The organism is Comamonas humi, assembly GCF_054782535.1.
Genome location: NZ_BAAGSH010000003.1, coordinates 50,156 through 67,673 on the forward strand (window position 1 = coordinate 50,156; position 17,518 = coordinate 67,673).

Annotated in this window: 16 protein-coding genes and 1 tRNA gene; 11 read left to right on the forward strand and 6 right to left on the reverse strand. The window is 66.5% G+C overall.

Features of this window, described 5'->3' with window-relative positions:
* Window positions 1-132: 132 nt before the first annotated feature.
* From wecB to ACYVKR_RS02625, 11 genes are all read left to right on the forward strand, one after another.
* Entirely contained in the window at window positions 133-1,275 is a 1,143-nt protein-coding gene (wecB, locus tag ACYVKR_RS02575) for a non-hydrolyzing UDP-N-acetylglucosamine 2-epimerase (RefSeq protein WP_460479184.1), read from the forward strand.
* Window positions 1,272-2,552, forward strand: coding sequence for a nucleotide sugar dehydrogenase (wecC, locus tag ACYVKR_RS02580; protein ID WP_460479185.1), 1,281 nt, complete (start codon window positions 1,272-1,274; stop codon window positions 2,550-2,552). Before wecB ends, wecC begins: the two co-directional genes overlap by 4 nt.
* Complete coding sequence (locus tag ACYVKR_RS02585; RefSeq protein ID WP_460479187.1) at window positions 2,549-3,799, forward strand: lipopolysaccharide biosynthesis protein; 1,251 nt, start codon at window positions 2,549-2,551, stop codon at window positions 3,797-3,799. Before wecC ends, ACYVKR_RS02585 begins: the two co-directional genes overlap by 4 nt.
* Complete coding sequence (locus tag ACYVKR_RS02590) at window positions 3,780-4,946, forward strand: glycosyltransferase family protein (RefSeq protein WP_460479188.1); 1,167 nt, start codon at window positions 3,780-3,782, stop codon at window positions 4,944-4,946. Before ACYVKR_RS02585 ends, ACYVKR_RS02590 begins: the two co-directional genes overlap by 20 nt.
* Window positions 4,947-6,287, forward strand: a complete 1,341-nt coding sequence (locus ACYVKR_RS02595) for a hypothetical protein (RefSeq protein ID WP_460479189.1) — start codon at window positions 4,947-4,949, stop codon at window positions 6,285-6,287. It abuts the gene before it with no gap.
* Window positions 6,288-6,314: 27 nt separating this feature from the next.
* The gene (locus ACYVKR_RS02600; RefSeq protein ID WP_460479190.1) at window positions 6,315-7,808 is read left to right on the forward strand and encodes a hypothetical protein; all 1,494 of its coding nucleotides are present in this window, start codon (window positions 6,315-6,317) and stop codon (window positions 7,806-7,808) included.
* 32 nt (window positions 7,809-7,840) lie between these two features.
* On the forward strand, window positions 7,841-9,115 hold the full coding sequence (locus tag ACYVKR_RS02605) for a glycosyltransferase family 4 protein (RefSeq protein ID WP_460479192.1): 1,275 nt from the start codon (window positions 7,841-7,843) through the stop codon (window positions 9,113-9,115).
* Window positions 9,112-9,702, forward strand: a complete 591-nt coding sequence (locus tag ACYVKR_RS02610) for a sugar transferase (protein WP_460479193.1) — start codon at window positions 9,112-9,114, stop codon at window positions 9,700-9,702. Before ACYVKR_RS02605 ends, ACYVKR_RS02610 begins: the two co-directional genes overlap by 4 nt.
* Window positions 9,703-9,808: 106 nt before the next feature.
* Complete coding sequence (locus ACYVKR_RS02615; protein WP_460479194.1) at window positions 9,809-10,483, forward strand: acetyltransferase; 675 nt, start codon at window positions 9,809-9,811, stop codon at window positions 10,481-10,483.
* 44 nt (window positions 10,484-10,527) lie between these two features.
* Window positions 10,528-11,745 carry a DegT/DnrJ/EryC1/StrS family aminotransferase gene (locus tag ACYVKR_RS02620; protein WP_460479195.1) on the forward strand — a complete coding sequence of 406 codons (1,218 nt, stop codon included), beginning with the start codon at window positions 10,528-10,530 and terminating at the stop codon, window positions 11,743-11,745.
* 293 nt (window positions 11,746-12,038) lie between these two features.
* Window positions 12,039-14,048 carry a polysaccharide biosynthesis protein gene (locus ACYVKR_RS02625; RefSeq protein ID WP_460479196.1) on the forward strand — a complete coding sequence of 670 codons (2,010 nt, stop codon included), beginning with the start codon at window positions 12,039-12,041 and terminating at the stop codon, window positions 14,046-14,048.
* A 50-nt stretch (window positions 14,049-14,098) separates the two neighbouring features.
* On the opposite strand, the gene ACYVKR_RS02630 is transcribed toward ACYVKR_RS02625, so the two are convergent.
* From ACYVKR_RS02630 to lpxK, 6 genes are all read right to left on the reverse strand, one after another.
* A tRNA-Gly gene (locus tag ACYVKR_RS02630) sits at window positions 14,099-14,172 on the reverse strand.
* Between the two features lie 65 nt (window positions 14,173-14,237).
* Window positions 14,238-15,053: a 3-deoxy-manno-octulosonate cytidylyltransferase gene (gene kdsB / locus ACYVKR_RS02635; RefSeq protein ID WP_460479197.1), complete on the reverse strand. Its 816-nt coding sequence runs from the start codon at window positions 15,051-15,053 to the stop codon at window positions 14,238-14,240.
* 112 nt (window positions 15,054-15,165) lie between these two features.
* Window positions 15,166-15,684, reverse strand: coding sequence for a hypothetical protein (locus ACYVKR_RS02640; protein ID WP_460479198.1), 519 nt, complete (start codon window positions 15,682-15,684; stop codon window positions 15,166-15,168).
* 80 nt (window positions 15,685-15,764) lie between these two features.
* Window positions 15,765-16,259: a hypothetical protein gene (locus tag ACYVKR_RS02645; RefSeq protein ID WP_460479199.1), complete on the reverse strand. Its 495-nt coding sequence runs from the start codon at window positions 16,257-16,259 to the stop codon at window positions 15,765-15,767.
* A gap of 43 nt (window positions 16,260-16,302) precedes the next feature.
* Window positions 16,303-16,500 (reverse strand): Trm112 family protein, encoded by a 198-nt coding sequence (locus ACYVKR_RS02650; protein ID WP_460479201.1) that lies wholly within the window; start codon window positions 16,498-16,500, stop codon window positions 16,303-16,305.
* A gap of 35 nt (window positions 16,501-16,535) precedes the next feature.
* Window positions 16,536-17,507, reverse strand: a complete 972-nt coding sequence (lpxK, locus tag ACYVKR_RS02655; protein ID WP_460479246.1) for a tetraacyldisaccharide 4'-kinase — start codon at window positions 17,505-17,507, stop codon at window positions 16,536-16,538.
* Window positions 17,508-17,518 lie beyond the last annotated feature (11 nt).

The following is a 17,518-nucleotide window of genomic DNA, read 5'->3' on the forward strand; positions in this document are numbered from 1 at the left end:
CTTGTCGTCAATATCAAAAACATAGCTTTTAGCGCTTGATATTCAAGGGTTTCAGATGGATTTTCATCTGAAATGATTGACCATTGAGCGCCAGCAGCTATGGATTTTGATGCCTACCTAGCGAGGTTCAAGATGAAAACACTGCTCGTATTCGGTACCCGGCCCGAGGCCATCAAGATGGCGCCGCTGGTCAAGCACCTGCAGGCCGCGCCGGGCTTCGACGCCCGTGTCTGCGTCACCGCGCAGCACCGCCAGATGCTGGACCAGGTGCTCAGCCTGTTCGAGATCGAGCCCGAGTTCGATCTCGACCTGATGAAGCCCGGCCAGGACCTGACCGACATCACCGCCGGCGTGCTCCAGGGCATGCGCGGGATCCTGGCGCAGTGGCGGCCCGATGCGGTGCTGGTGCACGGCGACACCTCCACCACGCTGGCGGCGTCGCTGGCGGCCTTCTACCAGCGCATTCCGGTCGGCCACGTCGAGGCCGGCCTGCGTACCGGCAACCTGTATTCGCCCTGGCCCGAAGAGGCCAACCGCAAGCTCACCGGCACGCTGGCGCGCTGGCACTTCGCGCCCACCGAGGCATCGCGCAACAACCTGCTGGCCGAAGGCGTGGCGCCTGCCAGCATCCACGTCACTGGCAACACGGTGATCGATGCGCTGCTGCAGGTGCGTGATCGCATCCGCGGCGACGAGCCGCTGCGCCAGGGCTTTGGCGAGCGCTTCGGCTTTCTCGACCCGGCCCGGCGCATCGTGCTGGTGACGGGCCACCGCCGCGAGAACTTCGGCGCCGGCTTCGAGCGCATCTGCGAGGCGCTGGCGCGCATCGCCGGCCAGCACCCCGATGTGGACGTGGTCTACCCCGTGCACCTGAACCCCCAGGTGCAGGAGCCGGTGCGCCGCCTGCTGGGCCACATCGGCAACGTCCACCTCATCGAGCCGCTGGACTACCTGCCCTTCGTCTACCTGATGGACCGCAGCAGCCTGATCCTGACCGACTCCGGCGGCATCCAGGAAGAGGCCCCGTCGCTGGGCAAGCCGGTGCTGGTGATGCGCGACACCACCGAGCGCCCTGAGGCCGTGGCCGCCGGCACCGTCAGGCTCGTGGGCACCGACGTGGAGCGCATCGTGGGCCAGGCCCACGCGCTGCTGACCGACGCCGGCGCCTACCGCGCCATGGCCCGCGCGCACAACCCCTATGGCGACGGCCTGGCATGCCAGCGCATCGCCGAAGCCCTGCAATCCGTTTCGACCACTTCCACCGTCAACGCATGAAATTCAAGAACATCTCCGTCATCGGCCTCGGCTACATCGGCCTGCCCACGGCCGCCGTCTTTGCATCGCACCAGATCCAGGTCATCGGTGTCGACGTCAACCAGCAAGCGGTGGACACCATCAACCAGGGCCGGATCCACATCGTGGAGCCCGCGCTCGACACGGCCGTGCACGCCGCGGTCACCGAAGGCTACCTGCGCGCCACGACCACGCCCGAGCCCGCCGATGCCTTCCTGATCGCCGTGCCCACCCCATTCAAGAGCGGCCCCACGGGCGATCACGAGCCGGACATGGGCTACATCGAGTCCGCCAGCCGCTCGATCGCGCCGGTGCTGAAGAAGGGCGACCTGGTCATCCTCGAATCCACCTCGCCGGTGGGCGCCACCGAGCAGATGGCGGCGTGGCTGGCGCAGGAGCGGCCTGACCTGAGCTTTCCGCAGACGCACGGCGAGGCCTCCGACATCCGCGTGGCGCACTGCCCCGAGCGGGTGCTGCCCGGCCAGGTGCTGCGCGAACTGGTGCACAACGACCGCGTGATCGGCGGCATGACGCCGCGCTGCTCGGCCGCCGCCGCCGCGCTCTACCAGGTCTTTGTGCAGGGCGAGTGCGTCATCACCCATGCACGGGCGGCCGAGATGTGCAAGCTCACCGAGAACAGCTTCCGCGACGTGAACATCGCCTTCGCCAACGAGCTGTCGGTCATCTGCGACCGGCTCGGCATCGACGTGTGGGAGCTGATCCGGCTCGCCAACCGGCATCCGCGCGTCAACATCCTGCAGCCCGGCCCCGGCGTGGGCGGCCACTGCATCGCGGTCGATCCCTGGTTCATCGTCAGCGCCGCGCCCGAGCAGGCCCGCCTCATCCGCAGCGCCCGCGACGTCAACGACGGCAAGCCCCACTGGGTCATCGATAAGGTCAAGCTCGCGGTGGAGGAGCACCTGCGCAGCCAGGTCGGCATGACCGCCAGGGACGTCAAGATCGCGTGCTACGGCCTGGCCTTCAAGCCCGACATCGACGACCTGCGCGAGAGCCCGGCGCTGGAGATCGCGCACCACCTGGCCGCGCTGTACCCGGGGCAGACGCTGGCCGTCGAGCCCCATGTCGAGACCCTGTCCGAGCAGGCGCGCGGGGGGCTGAAGCAGGTTTCCGCCGAGACCGCCTACGCGCTCGCCGACATCCATGTGCTGCTGGTGGACCACCGGGTGTTCAAGGCCGCCCCGCCGCCGTCGGGCCGCATTGTCGACACGCGCGGCATCTGGACGAGGTCGCCCGCTTGAGCCTTTTTGCCGCCGCAGGAAAGGTCGCCGGGGGCGTGGTCGGCGCGCAGCTGCTGACCGCGCTCGCCGTGCCGGTGCTGACGCGCCTGTACGCCCCCGAGGCCTTTTCGCTCTTCGCCTATTACTTCTCAGTCTCGTCCATCCTGTCTACGGTCTGCTACCTGCGGCTCGATGTGCTGGTGTCGAGGTACGGCGAAGAGGAATGCGCCAACCGCATCCTGCCGGCCCTGGCGCAGATGCTCAAGCTCACGGTGCCGTTGGTGCTGGCGGCGGCGTGCCTGGTGCAACTGTGTTTTCCGCCGCCGGCCGGCGCGCCGGGCGTGGCCGTGGGGGCGGTGCTGATCTGCCTGGCGGCCACCAGCTTTGCCAGCTTCAACGTGCATGCCATCTTCCTGTCGAAGCAGCGCAGGTTCTCGGCCATGGCCGCCGCCCGCCTGCTGCGCAGCGGCTCCGCCATTGCGGCGCAGCTGGCGCTCGTGTTCTTCGGCAAGGCGGTCTTCCTGTTCGTCGGCGAGCTTATCGGCCGCGTGCTCGGCAGCCTGGCCATACGGCGCAGCAGCGGCAGATCGCACCAGGGCGGCCAGCGAGGCGATTGGCAAGGCTTCGTGCAGGTGTTCAAGGGCCACCTCGAACTGGTGAAGTATGGATTTCCGGCGCTGCTGCTCAACTCGGCGGCGCTGAACCTGTACCCGATCCTGCTGTCGGCCAGCTACCCGGCCCAGCAGGTCGGCGTGTATTTCCTGGTGCACAAGATGGTCGCCACACCGATCACGCTGATCGCCCAGTCCATCTCGGTGGCCCTGCTGGGCGACATCGGCCGGCACCTGCCGCACCGCAAGAGCGCGCTGCGCTCCGAGGTGCTGCGGGTCTTCCTGCTGCTGCTGCCGCTGGGCCTGCTGTTCTTCGGCCTGCTGTGGCTGGGCATGGAGCGGTTCTCGCACCTGCTGTTCGGGCCGGGCTGGGACGGCGCCAGCGACATCGTGCTGCTGCTCATCCCGCTGCTCGCCTTGCAGGTCTCGACGACGCCGTTCTCGCAGTTGCTGAACGTGCTCGCCCGCTCGGGCTGGCAGCTCGCCTGGGATGCCGCCCGGTTGGCTCTCGTGCTCGGCTCGGTCGCGGGCCCGCTGCTGCTGGCGCTGGAGCCGGCGCAGGCATTCCGCCTGACGCTCGCCGTCTACTCCTTCGGCTCGGCAGCCCTTTATCTCGTCCACATGGTTCTGATCAGACATGCGCTCTCCGACAAGTAGCCAGCCCCGGTACCAGAAGGTCGTCCTCTACCTGAAGACGATTTCCTTCGCGCGCGACAACCGTGCCAAGAAGGAAATCGAATCGCTGGTGAAGACCGGCGCCGAGGTCGAAGCCGTGGTGTTTTGCGACGACGTGGCGCCCGCCGAATATGCCGGTGCCCGGATCATCCAGTACCGGGGGCTGGAGAAGTCCGCGCCGGCCCATCTGGCCTTGCGGGCCGCCGCCGCATTGCGCTTCAGCTTCTTTGCCCTGCGGTATGCCCGTCGCGCGTCGGCCGCCACCAGCGGCAAGACCCTGCACTGGGTGGCCGACCCCATTCTCTTTCCCTTGGTGATCGGGCTGAAGAAATGCGGCTGTGGCGATGTGCTGTGGGACCACCACGAGCTGCCGCCCACCTGGGTGCTGCGCGGCGGCGCAATGACCAATCTCTTCGTGAAGGCCTATCAGGCCGCCGATATCGTGGTCCATGCCAACCAGAGCCGGCGGAACTATCTGGAAGAAAAAATCGGTGCCAGGGCGCGGCGCGCGGAAATCATCAACAACTACCCCAAGGTGAGCGATCTTTCGAGCGAGAAAGCCATTGATGCCCTGGCCGGCATGGTCGAGAAAGAGAAATTCGTCTTTCTGCAGAACAGCCTGGCCGAGAACCGCTGCGGCCCGTCCATTTTTGCCGCCGTCAAGCAAGCGGGACTGAAGATCATCCACGCCGGCAATGTCACTGCGGCGCAAAAGGCAGCGCTGGAATCGAAGGTCGGCGGCATCGATCAGTTCTGCATTTTTGCCGGCTCGCTGAGCCTGCCGGAAATCAGCTGGCTGCTCAGGCGCGCATGCTGCACCGTCATCTGCTACCAGCAGACTTCGGCCAACCAGATCTACTGCGAACCCAACCGCCTCTACCACGCCATGGGCATGGGGACGCGGATCATTGCGGGAAACAACCCAACGATGGCGGAAGAGCTGGAGAACCAGGCCGAGGGGGTGGTTCTGGCAGACGATGGAATGGATGCACAAGGTATTTTCGCCGCGCTAGAAAAGATGGCTGCGCATGCGGAAAATGGTAATGGGCATACAACGAGGCAAGTCTGGGGCAGGAATTGGGATGCTTGCGAAAATATTATCTTCTCCATCGTTTCCCCATCCAGATAAATGAATCGCATCAAGATATTGCCGCTCTGCGCCATTTTCATGGCACTGCTGAGCCTGGTTTTCAATGGCTATGTGGTTGTTTATTATGACTATTGGTTCAGCTCCCATGACGCATCGAGCTTCATGGCCTACCTGCCTGCGGCGGTGGCCGTTTTTCTACCGCTCTATTTCAGTGAAAATCTGAAAAACCCTTCGGATTTTCTGTGCTGGACCTACTACTTGATGGTGACTGCGCCAACGACGGTGCTGGTTCCCCAGTTGGGTGTGCCTATTGATATTGTTTTCAAGGCCGGGGCAATTGTGATCCTGGCCAACGCCATCCTGGCATTGGCAGGCAAGGTCAAAATCGTCTATGTGGAAAAAAGCATGAGACTCCTGACCAGAAAATCGTTCTCCGTGGTGGTCATGCTGCTGGGCTTGGTCGCCATGGCCGTGATTTTCGGGTCTTATAAATTCAATATCGATGAGCTGCTGAGTTTTTCCATTTTCGTGGATACCTACGAAATCCGGGCCAACTTCCGAGAGTCGGGAGGGCAGGGGCTGGCGACCTACGTGCTTTTCTGGGCGGCAAAAGTGATTTTTCCTGCGGCGATCGCCTATGGCCTTTGCTTTGGAAAGAGAACGTACGTATGGCTAGGACTGTTGTGCCAGCTGCTGGTGTTTTCCGTGTCGGCGCACAAGAGCTTTGTCTTCAGCGCCGCCTTGATCTTTGTAGTTTATTTTCTGCTGAAAAGAAATATCTCCTTTCGTGGATGGCTCGGGTATGCGTCCGCCTTCGTGGGGTTTTCCTGGTGCATGTTCTATTTCTTCTCGGTGACCGTGCTGGTCGATGTTTTTGTACGCCGGGCATTCATTGTTCCTGGAATACTTTCCGGATGGTGGGTGGACTATTTTTCGGGAAAGCCGCACGCATTTTTTGCGGGTGGATTGCTGGGGAATTTCTTCTCCAAGGAAAGCCAGACGCCGGCTGCCTTTCAGATCGGTGACTACTATTTGGGAAACATGTGGACATCGGCGAACGTGAATTTCGCGGTGGATGCATTTGGCAATGCGGGTCCCATCGCCGTGGTGATTGCTGGAGCGATGGTCTTTGTGGCACTGACCATCATCAATGGCGCGGCACGGCTCGGACCCCGCGAGCGGGTATTTTTCACCTGTCTTTCCGTCCCTTTGTTCTGGACCTTGATTGAAACCTCCCTGGTGGTGGCCGTGGTGACCCATGGATTGTTCATCCTGCTGGCATTGGCGCTGCTGTGGAAGGGCGGCTCAGAAAAAGTATTGATGAATCCTTTGGGAAGTGTGAGGAGGGTAAATGGATCATATTCTGATATGCATGGGTGATATTTTTATATTAAAGGGTTGCATTTCATGAAATTATTGAAGTCTTTTCTTTGTGTAAATATTATTTTTTTCTGTGGCTTTGCCATGGCTCAGACGGATCCTGCCGATTTTTCATGCAATGGTGAATTGCACGGGCGGGTAAAAACGCAGTGGAAAAATACCGTCAAGAAAGAAATTGGCACCAACCAGATCAACCGATTGATGCTGGGCGAAGGGGATGTCTATCCGCTGTACGACATAGAGGTCTATCTGTACAACTTTGTCGCCATGAGCCAGCGGTGCAAGGACCAGGAAACGCTGACAGATATCGCACAGACGCTGCTTCCTGTTTTTGATGCACTGAGCAGCAGCCCCGGCAAGCGTGGACAGCGCTGGATCTGCAAAGGGGGAACTCGCTGCAACGCCAAGAATGGCTTGCGGGGCAAAGAGGTGGAGTTGACCAGCCTCCAATTCCTGGGGCTGTCGACAACGGTGGCCGCGGCCTTGTCCAGTGGAGAGGCAAAGCCATCATCCGGTCCGGTGCAGGCGTTTATCGACAAGAGCACGCAGACCGCCTTTGACAAGCTAGGCGACTACAGCAAAGACAAAAGTTACACCAACAACCTGCAGAAAATCACCAAGATCAGCAGCAGCGACGTCAAGGGGAGTCCGAACAAAAGCATCTTGCGTGACCACGAGGTCTGGATGCTCGTCATGCTCGCCAATCTTGCCGGTACGAAGGAAGCCGGCACGGCTTCCTCGGTGGATGCGGACATGCGGCAACTGGCGCGACAGTTGGCTGCCTTGTTCAAGAGCAGGACGTACATCGGCGAAGACGCGAAGACACACAGGAAGGTCGCGGAAATCGACCGGGGCTTCTGGCGGGCCCGAAGCGATACCCGCTACGCAGGCTATGAAGGCCGTACGCCGCCGTCCGGCCAGTGCACCGGTGCCGATATGCCCAGCATCTCGTCGCAGAGCAAGCTGGCCCGGGCGGATGCAGGCGAGGACCGGGAGGCCCCGCCGGTGAAGCCGAGTCCCGTGGACAGCGTGGGCTGGGACATCAGCCACGCCCGGCGCCTGGTGCCGCTCTTCGACGCGATGCGCAACTACGGCAGCCGCTTTGCGGCCGTGTATGGCGTGCTGGCGCAAGAGGCTATCGGCAACGAGGTGGCAACGGCTTATGCCCATCAGCTGACGACGAAGCTGTGGAACCAGGACCAGCAGCGGCCGTTGTTCAAGAACTTCTGGAGCGGCGCGAATGGCTGGTACCGGGTTGGCTACCAGGACGGCGCGAAATGCAATACAGGCTATCCGCCATTCGGCCTGTCGAGTGCCATCCCTGTGGGGGGCTACCTCGCTTGGTCCGGCATGTCGGGTGAACTTGCAGGCATCGGCAAAGCACTGTTCACCCTCGTCAACAGCCAGGATGCGGAGAGCAAGGCGTTTGTCGAGCGGTACTACGAAGAGCTGTCCAGTGCCGTCCCTCAGCGCACGCGGGACCTGAACCGCTTCATGTTCCATGCCAGCCTGGTCAAGTAGCCGGCTGTAGTGCACGTTTTTGGAAGGAGCGTATGAGGGTTCTTTATTTTCACCAGCATTTCTCGACGCCCAAGGGGGCGGTCGGCATCCGCTCGTACGAGATGGCGCGCCACCTGGTCGCGCGGGGGCACCAGGTCACCATGGTCTGCGGCAGCTACGGCGGCGGCGAGACCGGGCTGTCGGGGCCGTTCCAGCGGGGCCGGCGCTGCGGGCAGGTCGACGGCATCGACGTCGTCGAGTTCGACCTGGCCTATTCCAACCGCGATGGCTTCGTGAAGCGCACGCTGCTGTTCGCCAAGTTCGCGCTGCGCAGCGTGGGCGTGGCCTTGACTGCGCCCTGCGACGTGGTCTTTGCGACGACGACGCCGCTGACGGCAGGCATCCCCGGCATCGCCGCGCGCTGGCTGCGGCGCAAGCCCTTCGTGTTCGAGGTACGCGATCTCTGGCCCGAGCTGCCCAAGGCCATGGGCGTCATCCGCAATCCGCTGGTGCTGGGCGCCATGTCCCTGCTGGAATGGGCGAGCTACCGCTCGGCGCAGCGGCTGATCGGCCTGTCGCCCGGCATCGTCGAAGGCATCGAGCGGCGCGGCGTGCCCCGCGACCGCATCGCGCTGGTGCCCAATGGCTGCGACCTGGACATCTTCGGCCAGTCCGTGGAGCCGTGGCAGCCCGAAGGCATCCGGGACGGCGACCTGCTGGCGGTGTTCGCCGGCACGCACGGCATGGCCAACGGGCTGGATGCCGTGCTCGACGCGGCGGCCGAGCTGCAGCGCCGCGGGCGCCGCGACATCAAGCTGCTGCTGATCGGCCAGGGCAAGCTCAAATCGGCGCTGCAGCAGCGCGCCCGGCGCGAAGGTCTGGAGCAGGTGGTCTTCCACGAGCCCGTGGGCAAGGCGCGCCTGGCGGGCCTGATGGCGCGCGCGGACCTGGGGCTGCAGGTGCTGGCCAACGTGCCTGCGTTCTACTACGGCACCTCGCCGAACAAGTTCTTCGACTACATCGCCGCCGGCCTGCCGGTGCTGAACAACTACCCGGGCTGGCTGGCCGACCTGATCGGCCGCAACGCCTGCGGCTTTGCCGTGCCGCCCGAGAACCCAGCGGCTTTTGCCGATGCGCTGGAGCAGGCGGCGGACGACCGCGCGGCCCTGCAGGCCATGGGCCGGCGGGCGCAGGCCCTGGCGCAACGCGAGTTTGGCCGCGCCGGCCTGGCCGCGCAGTGGGGCGACTGGGTGCTGGCGGCGGCGCCGAAAGCGGCGGAGGCAGCCCGCGCGCCAGCGGAAGCGGGCGACAGGGTGGACGCGAAATGAAGCGGCTGTTCGACATCCTCGTGTCCGCGCTGGCCTTGCTGGCGCTGGCGATTCCGCTGCTGGTGCTGGCCGCGCTGGTGCGCCGTCGGCTGGGCAGCCCGGTGCTGTTTCGGCAGCAGCGCCCGGGCCTGCGGGGCCGGCCTTTCGAGATGGCCAAGTTTCGCACGATGACGGACGCCCGCGGCGCCGACGGGCAGCTGCTGCCCGATGCCGAGCGGCTCACGCCGTTTGGCCGCTTCCTGCGCGCCAGCAGCCTGGACGAGCTGCCCGAGCTGTGGAACGTGCTCAAGGGCGACATGAGCCTGGTGGGCCCACGCCCGCTGCTGATGGAATACCTGCCGCTCTACACGCCCGAGCAGGCGCGCCGCCACGAGGTCCGCCCCGGCATCACCGGCTGGGCGCAGGTCAATGGGCGCAACGCGCTCAGCTGGGAAGCGAAATTCCAGCTCGATGTCTGGTACGTGGACCACCGCACGCTGTGGCTGGATATCCGGATCCTGTGGCTGACGGTGAAGAAGGTGCTGGTGCGCGAGGGCATCAGCGCGGCGGGCGAGGCGACCATGTCCCGCTTTACCGGTGAAAAATGATAGCGGCTTGCGCTTGTTCACCGGGGATTTCAATGTCAAAACGATTCATAACCATGACACAGATAGCGCTGGCAGCTATCAAAAAATGAGCTTTCAGGAGGTCCCAATGCCACCACATGACCTGTATGGCGTCTACGGCGCCAGCGGCTGCGGCCGCGGCGTGATGCCGCTGGCACGAGAGCAGCTCGCGCAGGCGGGCGTGCCCGCCGAGCGCCTGGTCTTCATCGACGACACGCCGGGCGCGGAGCGGGTAAACGGCCACCGGCTGCTGAGCTACGCCCAGTTCCTGGCCGAGCCGGCCGCAGCGCGGCACGCGGTGCTGGCCATCGCCAACGGCGCGGTGCGCGAGCGCCTGGCGCTGCGCTGCGGGCAGGACGGCGTGCGCGCCTGGAGCGTGGCCGCCGCCAACGTGGTGCGGATGGACGAGGTGCAGCTGGGCGAGGGCGCGGTGCTCAGCCCCTTCGCCACGCTGACCAGCAACATCCGCATCGGCCGCCACTTCCACGCCAACCTCTACAGCTATGTGGAGCACGACTGCGTGATCGGCGATTTCGTCACCTTCGCGCCGGGCGTGCACTGCAACGGCAACGTGGTGGTCGAGGACCACGCCTACATCGGCGCCGGCGCCATCCTCAAGCAGGGCCGGCCGGGCCAGCCGCTGGTGATCGGCCGCGGCGCGGTCGTGGGCATGGGCGCGGTGGTCACCAAGAGCGTGGAGCCCGGCGCCACCGTGGTCGGCAATCCCGCGCGGCCGCTGCCCAGCGCGTGTTCCGGGGCCTGATGGGCCTTCCCTTTGGTTCATCCCCATTTTCAGGTGTTCATCCCATGCTCAATACCCCCTTTTCCCCCTGGCCCAGCTTCACTCCCGAAGAGTCCGAGGCCGTGTGCCGCGTCCTGCAGTCGAACCAGGTGAACTACTGGACCGGCACCGAGTGCCGCGAGTTCGAGAAGGAGTTCGCCGCCTGGGCGGGCGTGCCGCACGCCGTGGCGCTGGCCAACGGTACCCTGGCGCTGGACGTCGCGCTCAAGGCCCTGGGCATAGGCCCGGGCGACGAGGTCATCGTCACGCCGCGCACCTTCATCGCCAGCATCTCCTGCGTCGTCAACGCCGGGGCCATTCCGGTGTTCGCCGATGTGGAGCCAGACAGCGGCAACCTGTCGGCCGCCACCATCGCCCGGGTGCTCAGCCCGCGCACGCGGGCCGTCATCTGCGTGCACCTGGCCGGCTGGCCCTGCGACATGGACCCGATCATGGCGCTGGCCGACACCCATGGATTCAAGGTGATCGAGGACTGCGCGCAGGCGCATGGCGCGCGCTACAAGGGCCGCAGCGTCGGCGCCATCGGCCACATCGGCGCCTGGTCGTTCTGCCAGGACAAGATCATGAGCACCGGCGGCGAGGGCGGCATGGTCACGACCAACGACGAGGCCCTGTGGCGCGCGATGTGGGAGTACAAGGACCACGGCAAGAGCCACGAGGCGGTGTACCAGCGCCGGCATCCGCCGGGCTTCCGCTGGCTGCACGAGAGCTTTGGCACCAACTGGCGCATGCTGGAGATGCAGGCCGCCATCGGCCGCATCCAGCTGCGCCGCATGGTCGACTGGACGGTGCGGCGCATGGCCAATGCCAAGGTCATCTGGGCGACCTGCAGGCCGCATGCGGCGGTGCGCGTGCCGGATTTCTCCGCCATGCCCACCGGCAGCATGCATGCGCACTACAAGTGCTACCTGTATGTGAAGCCCGAGTGCCTGGCGCCGGGCTGGAGCCGCGACCGCATCGTCGAGGCCATGGTCGCCGAAGGCGTGCCCTGCTACCAGGGCAGCTGCTCCGAGGTATACCTGGAAAAGGCCTTCGACGGCACCGGCTGGCGCCCCGCTGAGCGCCTGCCCGTGGCGCGCGAGCTGGGCGAGACCAGCCTGATGCTGCTGGTGCATCCCACGCTCACGGCCGAGGAAATCCACCAAACCTGCCGCGCACTCGACAAGGTGCTGGGCATGGCGTCGGTACCGGCACCGGTACTGCAGGACTGCAGCTGCGAATAGCTGCCCCGTGACGGCCGGCGGCACTCCGCCAGGCCCACGTTCTGCTGCCGCCCCGTGAGGCGCGGCAGGCGGTTTCGCGCCCATCTACAGGGCGGCGACGGCCGCAAGCACTGAATTTTTGTCGCAGCCCCCGCGCGCAGACGCGGGCTCCATGGCCGTTCGCGGGCCAGGGAGGGCTGTTGCCCGGACCCAGCCACCGACGGTGGCGGCCGCACGGAAATCGGTTCGTTTCTTCGCTGCTTCCCGCCTTGGGTGGGCGGCGGATTCACCGGCAATAGAGGGAGGAAAAAGCAATGTGGAAAGACAACTCGCTAGCCAACCACCTGGTGCGCATGCCGCGCCCGGCCAAGCGGCTGTTGGCGCTGGCCGTCGACACCCTGATGTGCATTGCCACCGTATGGCTGGCACTGTGCCTGCGCCTGGAGGGCTGGGTCGTGCTGCAGCCCGCGCACTGGAAGGCAATCGCGGCGGCGGTCGCGCTGTCCGTGCCCATCTTCTACTGGTATGGCTTGTATGCCAGCGTCTTCCGGTACGCGGGCTGGCAGGTCATGCTGGCGCTGGTCCGCGCCATGGCGGTCTATACGCTGCCGTATGTCGCCATCTTCACCTGGCAGGGGGTGGCCGGCGTGCCGCGCGCCATCGGCGTGTTGCAGCCGCTGCTGATGCTGGTGGGCGTGGGGGCCAGCCGGGTGCTGGTGCGCTTCACCCTGGGTGACCTGTACCGCAGCATCCTCGACAGGCGCAAGGCCTCCGGCGTCATGATCTTCGGCGCCGGCTCGGCCGGGCGGCAGCTGGCATCGGCGCTGCGCCATTCCTCCGAGCACCGCCTGATGGGCTTCATCGATGACGATCCCGACCTGCAGGGCCGCCAGATGGACATGGTGCCCGTGCATGCGCCGGCAAACCTGTCGGCCCTGCTGGAGACCGATGCCGTCTCGGACGTGCTGCTGGCCATTCCCTCGCTGGGCCGCAAGCGCCGGCTGGAGATCGTCGACTTCCTGCGTTCCTTCCCGGTGCATGTGCGCACGCTGCCGGGGGTGGCGGACCTGGCGAACGGCCGGGTGGACCTGAGCGACCTGCACGAGATCGATGTCGAGGACCTGCTGGGCCGCGACGCCGTGGAGCCCGATGCGCAGCTGATGCAGCGCCATGTGCGGGGCAAGGTGGTCATGGTGACGGGCGCCGGCGGCTCGATCGGCCAGGAGCTGTGCCGCCAGATCGCGCAGTGCGGCCCCCGCCGACTGCTGCTGGTGGAGCAGAGCGAGTATTCGCTCTACCAGGTGCAGCAGGAGCTGCAGGCCCTGCTGCAGGCGCGCCCCGAGGCTTCGGGGGAATCGGCCGCGGTGGAGCTGGTGCCCTTGCTGGCCTCGGTGACGGACGAACGCCGGATGACCGAAATCGTCGCCACCTGGAGCCCCCACACGGTCTACCATGCGGCGGCCTACAAGCACGTGCCGCTGGTGGAGCACAACATGCTCGAAGGGGTGCGCAACAACGTCTGGGGCACCTGGATCTGCGCCCGCGTGGCCGCCGCCCATGGCGTGGAGAACTTCGTGCTCATCAGCACCGACAAGGCCGTGCGGCCCACCAATGTGATGGGGGCCAGCAAGCGCCTGGCGGAAATGGTGCTGCAGGCCCTGGCGAACCGGGCCGACCTGGACACCTGCTTCACGATGGTGCGCTTTGGCAATGTGCTGGGCTCGTCGGGCTCGGTGGTGCCGCTGTTCCGCAAGCAGATCGCCCACAACGGCCCCATCACGCTGACGCATGCCGGCATCACCCGGTATTTCATGACCATCCCCGAGGCCTCGCAACTGGTCATGCAGGCCGGGGCGATGGCCCGCGGCGGCGACGTGTTCGTGCTCGACATGGGCGAGCCCGTGCGCATCTACGACCTGGCCTGCCGCATGGTGGAGCTGTCGGGCCTGCGGGTGCGCGACAGGAGCAATCCCCATGGCGACATCGAGATCCGCGTTACCGGCCTGCGTCCGGGCGAGAAGCTGTACGAGGAACTGCTGATCGGCGATGGCGCGCAGCCAACCAGCCATCCCCGCATCCTGAAGGCCCACGAGTCCTTCCTGCCATGGCCGCAGTTGGTGCGGGAGCTGGGCGTGCTGGAGTCCGCCATGGCCCGGTTCGACATCCAGGCCACCCGGGACCTGCTGCTGAAGCTGGTATCGGGCTACCGGCCGGCCAACGGCCTGGTCGATTGGGTCTACCTGGAAGGCCAGCGCCAGCAGGACCGGGGCGCCGCGAAGCCGGGCCTGGGCGTGGGGCAGCCCCACAGGCTTTACGGGAGATGAGGGGAGCGGTGCGGCGCCAGCGAGCGCCGCTGGGGCTCTGGCGAATTACTTGGAGCGGGCGATGGGAATCGAACCCACGTCTTGAGCTTGGGAAGCTCAGGTCCTACCATTGAACGACGCCCGCATGATGGGCTTATAGGGCCGCCATGCAGGCGCTGATTGTAGTACCAGAATGGGGCGGCCCGGCCGTCAGTTGGAGGCCGATGCCTGGATGGCGGACTGGGTGCCGAGCAGCTGCCGCACCCGCTGCAGGTCTTCGGGCGTGTCCACGCCGGTGCCGGGCCGGTCAGGGGTGGTGTGTACCGCGATGCGGTGGCCGTGCCACAGCGCGCGCAGCTGCTCCAGCGACTCGATCTGCTCGGTGGGCGCCTGCGCCAGCGCCGGGAAGGCGCGCAGGAAGCGCGCCCGGTAGCTGTACAGGCCCATGTGGTGCAGCGGCGCGAAGCCGGGGGTCTGCGTCAGCTGCGGGTTGAGCCACCAGTGGCTGGCCACATGGTCGCGTGCCCAGGGAATGGGGGCGCGGCTGAAATAGCTGGCCAGGCCCTGCGCGTCGAGCACCACCTTGACCACGTTCGGGTTGTGCAGGTCTTCCAGGCTGGCCAGCGGGTGCGCGACCGTGCCCATGCTGGCCTCGGGGCGGGCCACCAGCAGGCCGGCCACCGCGTCGATCAGCGCCGGCGCCACCAGCGGTTCGTCGCCCTGCACGTTGACCACCACATCGTCGCCGTCCAGGCCGAGCTGCGTGCAGGCCTCGGCCAGCCGGTCGCTGCCGCTGGGGTGATCGGGCGAAGTGAGCAGCGCCTCCACCTGGTGCTGCCTGCAGGCCTGCACGATGCGCTCGTCGTCGGCCGCTACCACCACGCGGGCGGCATGGCTCTGCTGGGCGCGGCGCGCCACCTGCACCACCATGGGCAGGCCGGCGATGTCGGCCAGCGGCTTGTTGGGCAGGCGCGTGGAGGCCATGCGCGACGGGATCAGCACGGTGAAGCGGAGAGAGGAGACCATGGCGGGAAGGGCGTCAGGTGGAAGGTCGGAAACCGGACGATTGTAGGCCCGCGCCGGTACGCCCGCGCCGGTACGCCCGCGCCGGTATGCCCGCGCCGGGCCGTGCCGGACTTCAGCCGCCGGCCGGTTCCAGCAGCAGCTTTTCGAGCGGCTGCAGCTTCGCCGTGGCGATGGCTTCGCGCAGCCGGGGCAGCAAGGCCACCAGGCCGTCGTAGCCCTGGGCCTTCTCGACGGCCAATTGCAGCCGAAAGCCGCGCAGGCCCAGATCGGCTGCCAGCGCGCTGGCCACTGGGTAAGCGGCCATGTAGCGCTGGCTTTGTTCAGCGGGCGAGAGCGGGTCTGGGGAAGAAACTGTCGCCGGCTCGGTAGGGGTGTCTTCCGAAGGAGCTGCTGCTGGCGCCGCCTGCACGGCGTCTGCCGCTTCCAGCAGGCCGGCCTGCAGCAGTCCCTGCACATCCTCGGCGTTCAGCGCGCCCGGCCCGGCGGCGGGCAGCAGCGCCGCCACCTGCGCCACGCTCTTGTGGCCGTCGAACAGGATGAAAGCGGCACGCAGGCGCTGCGGCAGTACCGGGTCGCGGGTCTTCAGGGCCTGGGCGCCGAGTTCTGTCTTCTTGAGGAGGGTGGTTTGCATGGAGTCTGAATTGTCAAAATCTGCAAATCACCGTCCATTGGTGTTAACGCGCGTTGCCGTGCGCGGGGCCGTGGCGGATTTCAGGCGCCTGCCGGCTCCAGCAGCAGCTTTTCGAGCGGCTGCAGCTTCGGGGCGGCGACGGCTTCGCGCAGCCGAGGCAGCAGGGCCACCAGGCCGTCGTAGCCCTGGGTTTTGTCCAAGGCCGCCTGCAGGCGGAGGCCGCGCAGTCCCAGGTCCACCACCAGCGTATTGACCAGCGGGTAGGCGTGCAGGTAGCGCTGGTGTTGCTCGGACGGAGAGAGCGAGTCCGGGGCAGGCTCGGCGATGGGCTCCAGTGGCGTTGCCCGGGGTGTGTCGGCTAGCGCTTCCAGCAGGCCGGACTCGAGCAGGGACTGCACATCCTCGGCGTTCAGTGCACCCGGTCCGGCGGTGGGCAGCAGCGCAGCCACCTGGGCCACGCTCTTGTGGCCGTCGAACAGGATGAACGCGGCGCGCAGCCGCTGCGGCAGCACGGGGTCGCGGCTCTTCAGCGCCTGGGAGCCGAATGCCGTCTTCTTGAGGATGGTCGTTTGCATGGAGCCTGGATTGTCAAAATCTGCAAATCACCGTCCATTGGGGTTAACGCGCGTTGTCGCTGCTTTCCAGCTCGGCGTCGGTCAGCGGCCGGGCCTCGTTCTCCAGCATGATCGGGATGCCGTCGCGCACCGGGTAGGCGAGGCGAGCGCTGCGCGAGACCAGTTCCTGGCGCTCGCGGTCCCAGCGCAGCGGGCCCTTGGTGACGGGGCAGACGAGCAGTTCCAGCAGTTTGGGGTCCATGGTGAGGCGCTTTCGAGAGTAGATGCAGGGCCGTGTCAGGCCGGGCGCAGAGGGGTCAGCGAGCGTAGCCGGGCGTGGACGGCCTCGGCGAAGGCCGGTGCGATGGCGGTGACCAGCGGCACGGCCAGGGCTTCGGGCTCCACGGCCCAGAGCTTGGCGGCGTCCTTTTCGGTGCACAGCAGCACGGCTTCGGGAATTTTACGGCCAGACCAGCGGTAGCCGGCAAAGCCGTCGTGGTCGGCGCGGGCTTCGGTGGCGGCCAGTTGCAGGCCCCGGGCCTGCAGCATGGCGAAGAATTCGCCGGGGTAGGCGATGGCGGCGACGGCATGCGCCGGCCGGCCGGCCAGCGAAGCCAGCGGGATGCGCTCGCCGTGGCGGTTGACGGCATGGTCGGCCAGCGCGCGCTGCACGGGCCAGGCGCCGGCCGCGCTGTGCGCCAGCCCCGGCGGCGGCTCGCCGGCGTAGAGCGCGAAGTCGCAGGCGCGCGGCCAGGGCTCGCGCAGCGGCCCGGCCGGCAGCAGCCAGCCGTTGCCCACGCCCTGGCGGTTGAAGACCACGACCTCGAGATCGCGCGCCAGCGCCAGGTGCTGCAGGCCGTCGTCGCAGATGACGACATCGCACGCCGGGTGCTCGCGCAGCAGCGCCTGCACGGCATCGGCGCGCCGGCTGCAGACCACGACGGGCGCGCCGGTGGCGCGGGCGATCAGCAGCGGCTCGTCGCCGACCTGGGCGGGCGTGCTGTCCGGTGCCACCGGCAGCGGCGCCGGGTTGCCCTCGGCGCGGCCATAGCCGCGCGAGACCACGCCGGGCTGCCAGCCCAGGGCCTGCAGCCGCTGCACCAGGTGGATGGTGACGGGCGTCTTGCCGGCGCCGCCGGCGATCACGTTGCCCACCACCACCACCGGCACCGGCGCGCGCCAGCTGCGCAGCAGCCCGCGGCGGTAGAGCTGGCGGCGTAGCGCCGTCAGCGCGCCATACAGCCAGGCCAGCGGCAGCAGCGCGCGCATGCCCGGGCCGC

Coding starts and splice junctions, on each gene's coding strand:
- wecC (WP_460479185.1), top strand. CDS start 1,272: ATGAAATTCAAGAACATCTCCGTCATCGGCCTCGGCTACATCGGCCTG.
- ACYVKR_RS02650 (WP_460479201.1), bottom strand. CDS start 16,500: ATGGACCCCAAACTGCTGGAACTGCTCGTCTGCCCCGTCACCAAGGGC.
- ACYVKR_RS02640 (WP_460479198.1), bottom strand. CDS start 15,684: ATGCAAACCACCCTCCTCAAGAAGACAGAACTCGGCGCCCAGGCCCTG.
- kdsB (WP_460479197.1), bottom strand. CDS start 15,053: ATGGTCTCCTCTCTCCGCTTCACCGTGCTGATCCCGTCGCGCATGGCC.
- ACYVKR_RS02595 (WP_460479189.1), top strand. CDS start 4,947: ATGAATCGCATCAAGATATTGCCGCTCTGCGCCATTTTCATGGCACTG.
- lpxK (WP_460479246.1), bottom strand. CDS start 17,507: ATGCGCGCGCTGCTGCCGCTGGCCTGGCTGTATGGCGCGCTGACGGCG.
- ACYVKR_RS02615 (WP_460479194.1), top strand. CDS start 9,809: ATGCCACCACATGACCTGTATGGCGTCTACGGCGCCAGCGGCTGCGGC.
- ACYVKR_RS02610 (WP_460479193.1), top strand. CDS start 9,112: ATGAAGCGGCTGTTCGACATCCTCGTGTCCGCGCTGGCCTTGCTGGCG.
- ACYVKR_RS02625 (WP_460479196.1), top strand. CDS start 12,039: ATGTGGAAAGACAACTCGCTAGCCAACCACCTGGTGCGCATGCCGCGC.
- ACYVKR_RS02600 (WP_460479190.1), top strand. CDS start 6,315: ATGAAATTATTGAAGTCTTTTCTTTGTGTAAATATTATTTTTTTCTGT.
- ACYVKR_RS02620 (WP_460479195.1), top strand. CDS start 10,528: ATGCTCAATACCCCCTTTTCCCCCTGGCCCAGCTTCACTCCCGAAGAG.
- ACYVKR_RS02605 (WP_460479192.1), top strand. CDS start 7,841: ATGAGGGTTCTTTATTTTCACCAGCATTTCTCGACGCCCAAGGGGGCG.
- ACYVKR_RS02590 (WP_460479188.1), top strand. CDS start 3,780: ATGCGCTCTCCGACAAGTAGCCAGCCCCGGTACCAGAAGGTCGTCCTC.
- ACYVKR_RS02645 (WP_460479199.1), bottom strand. CDS start 16,259: ATGCAAACGACCATCCTCAAGAAGACGGCATTCGGCTCCCAGGCGCTG.
- wecB (WP_460479184.1), top strand. CDS start 133: ATGAAAACACTGCTCGTATTCGGTACCCGGCCCGAGGCCATCAAGATG.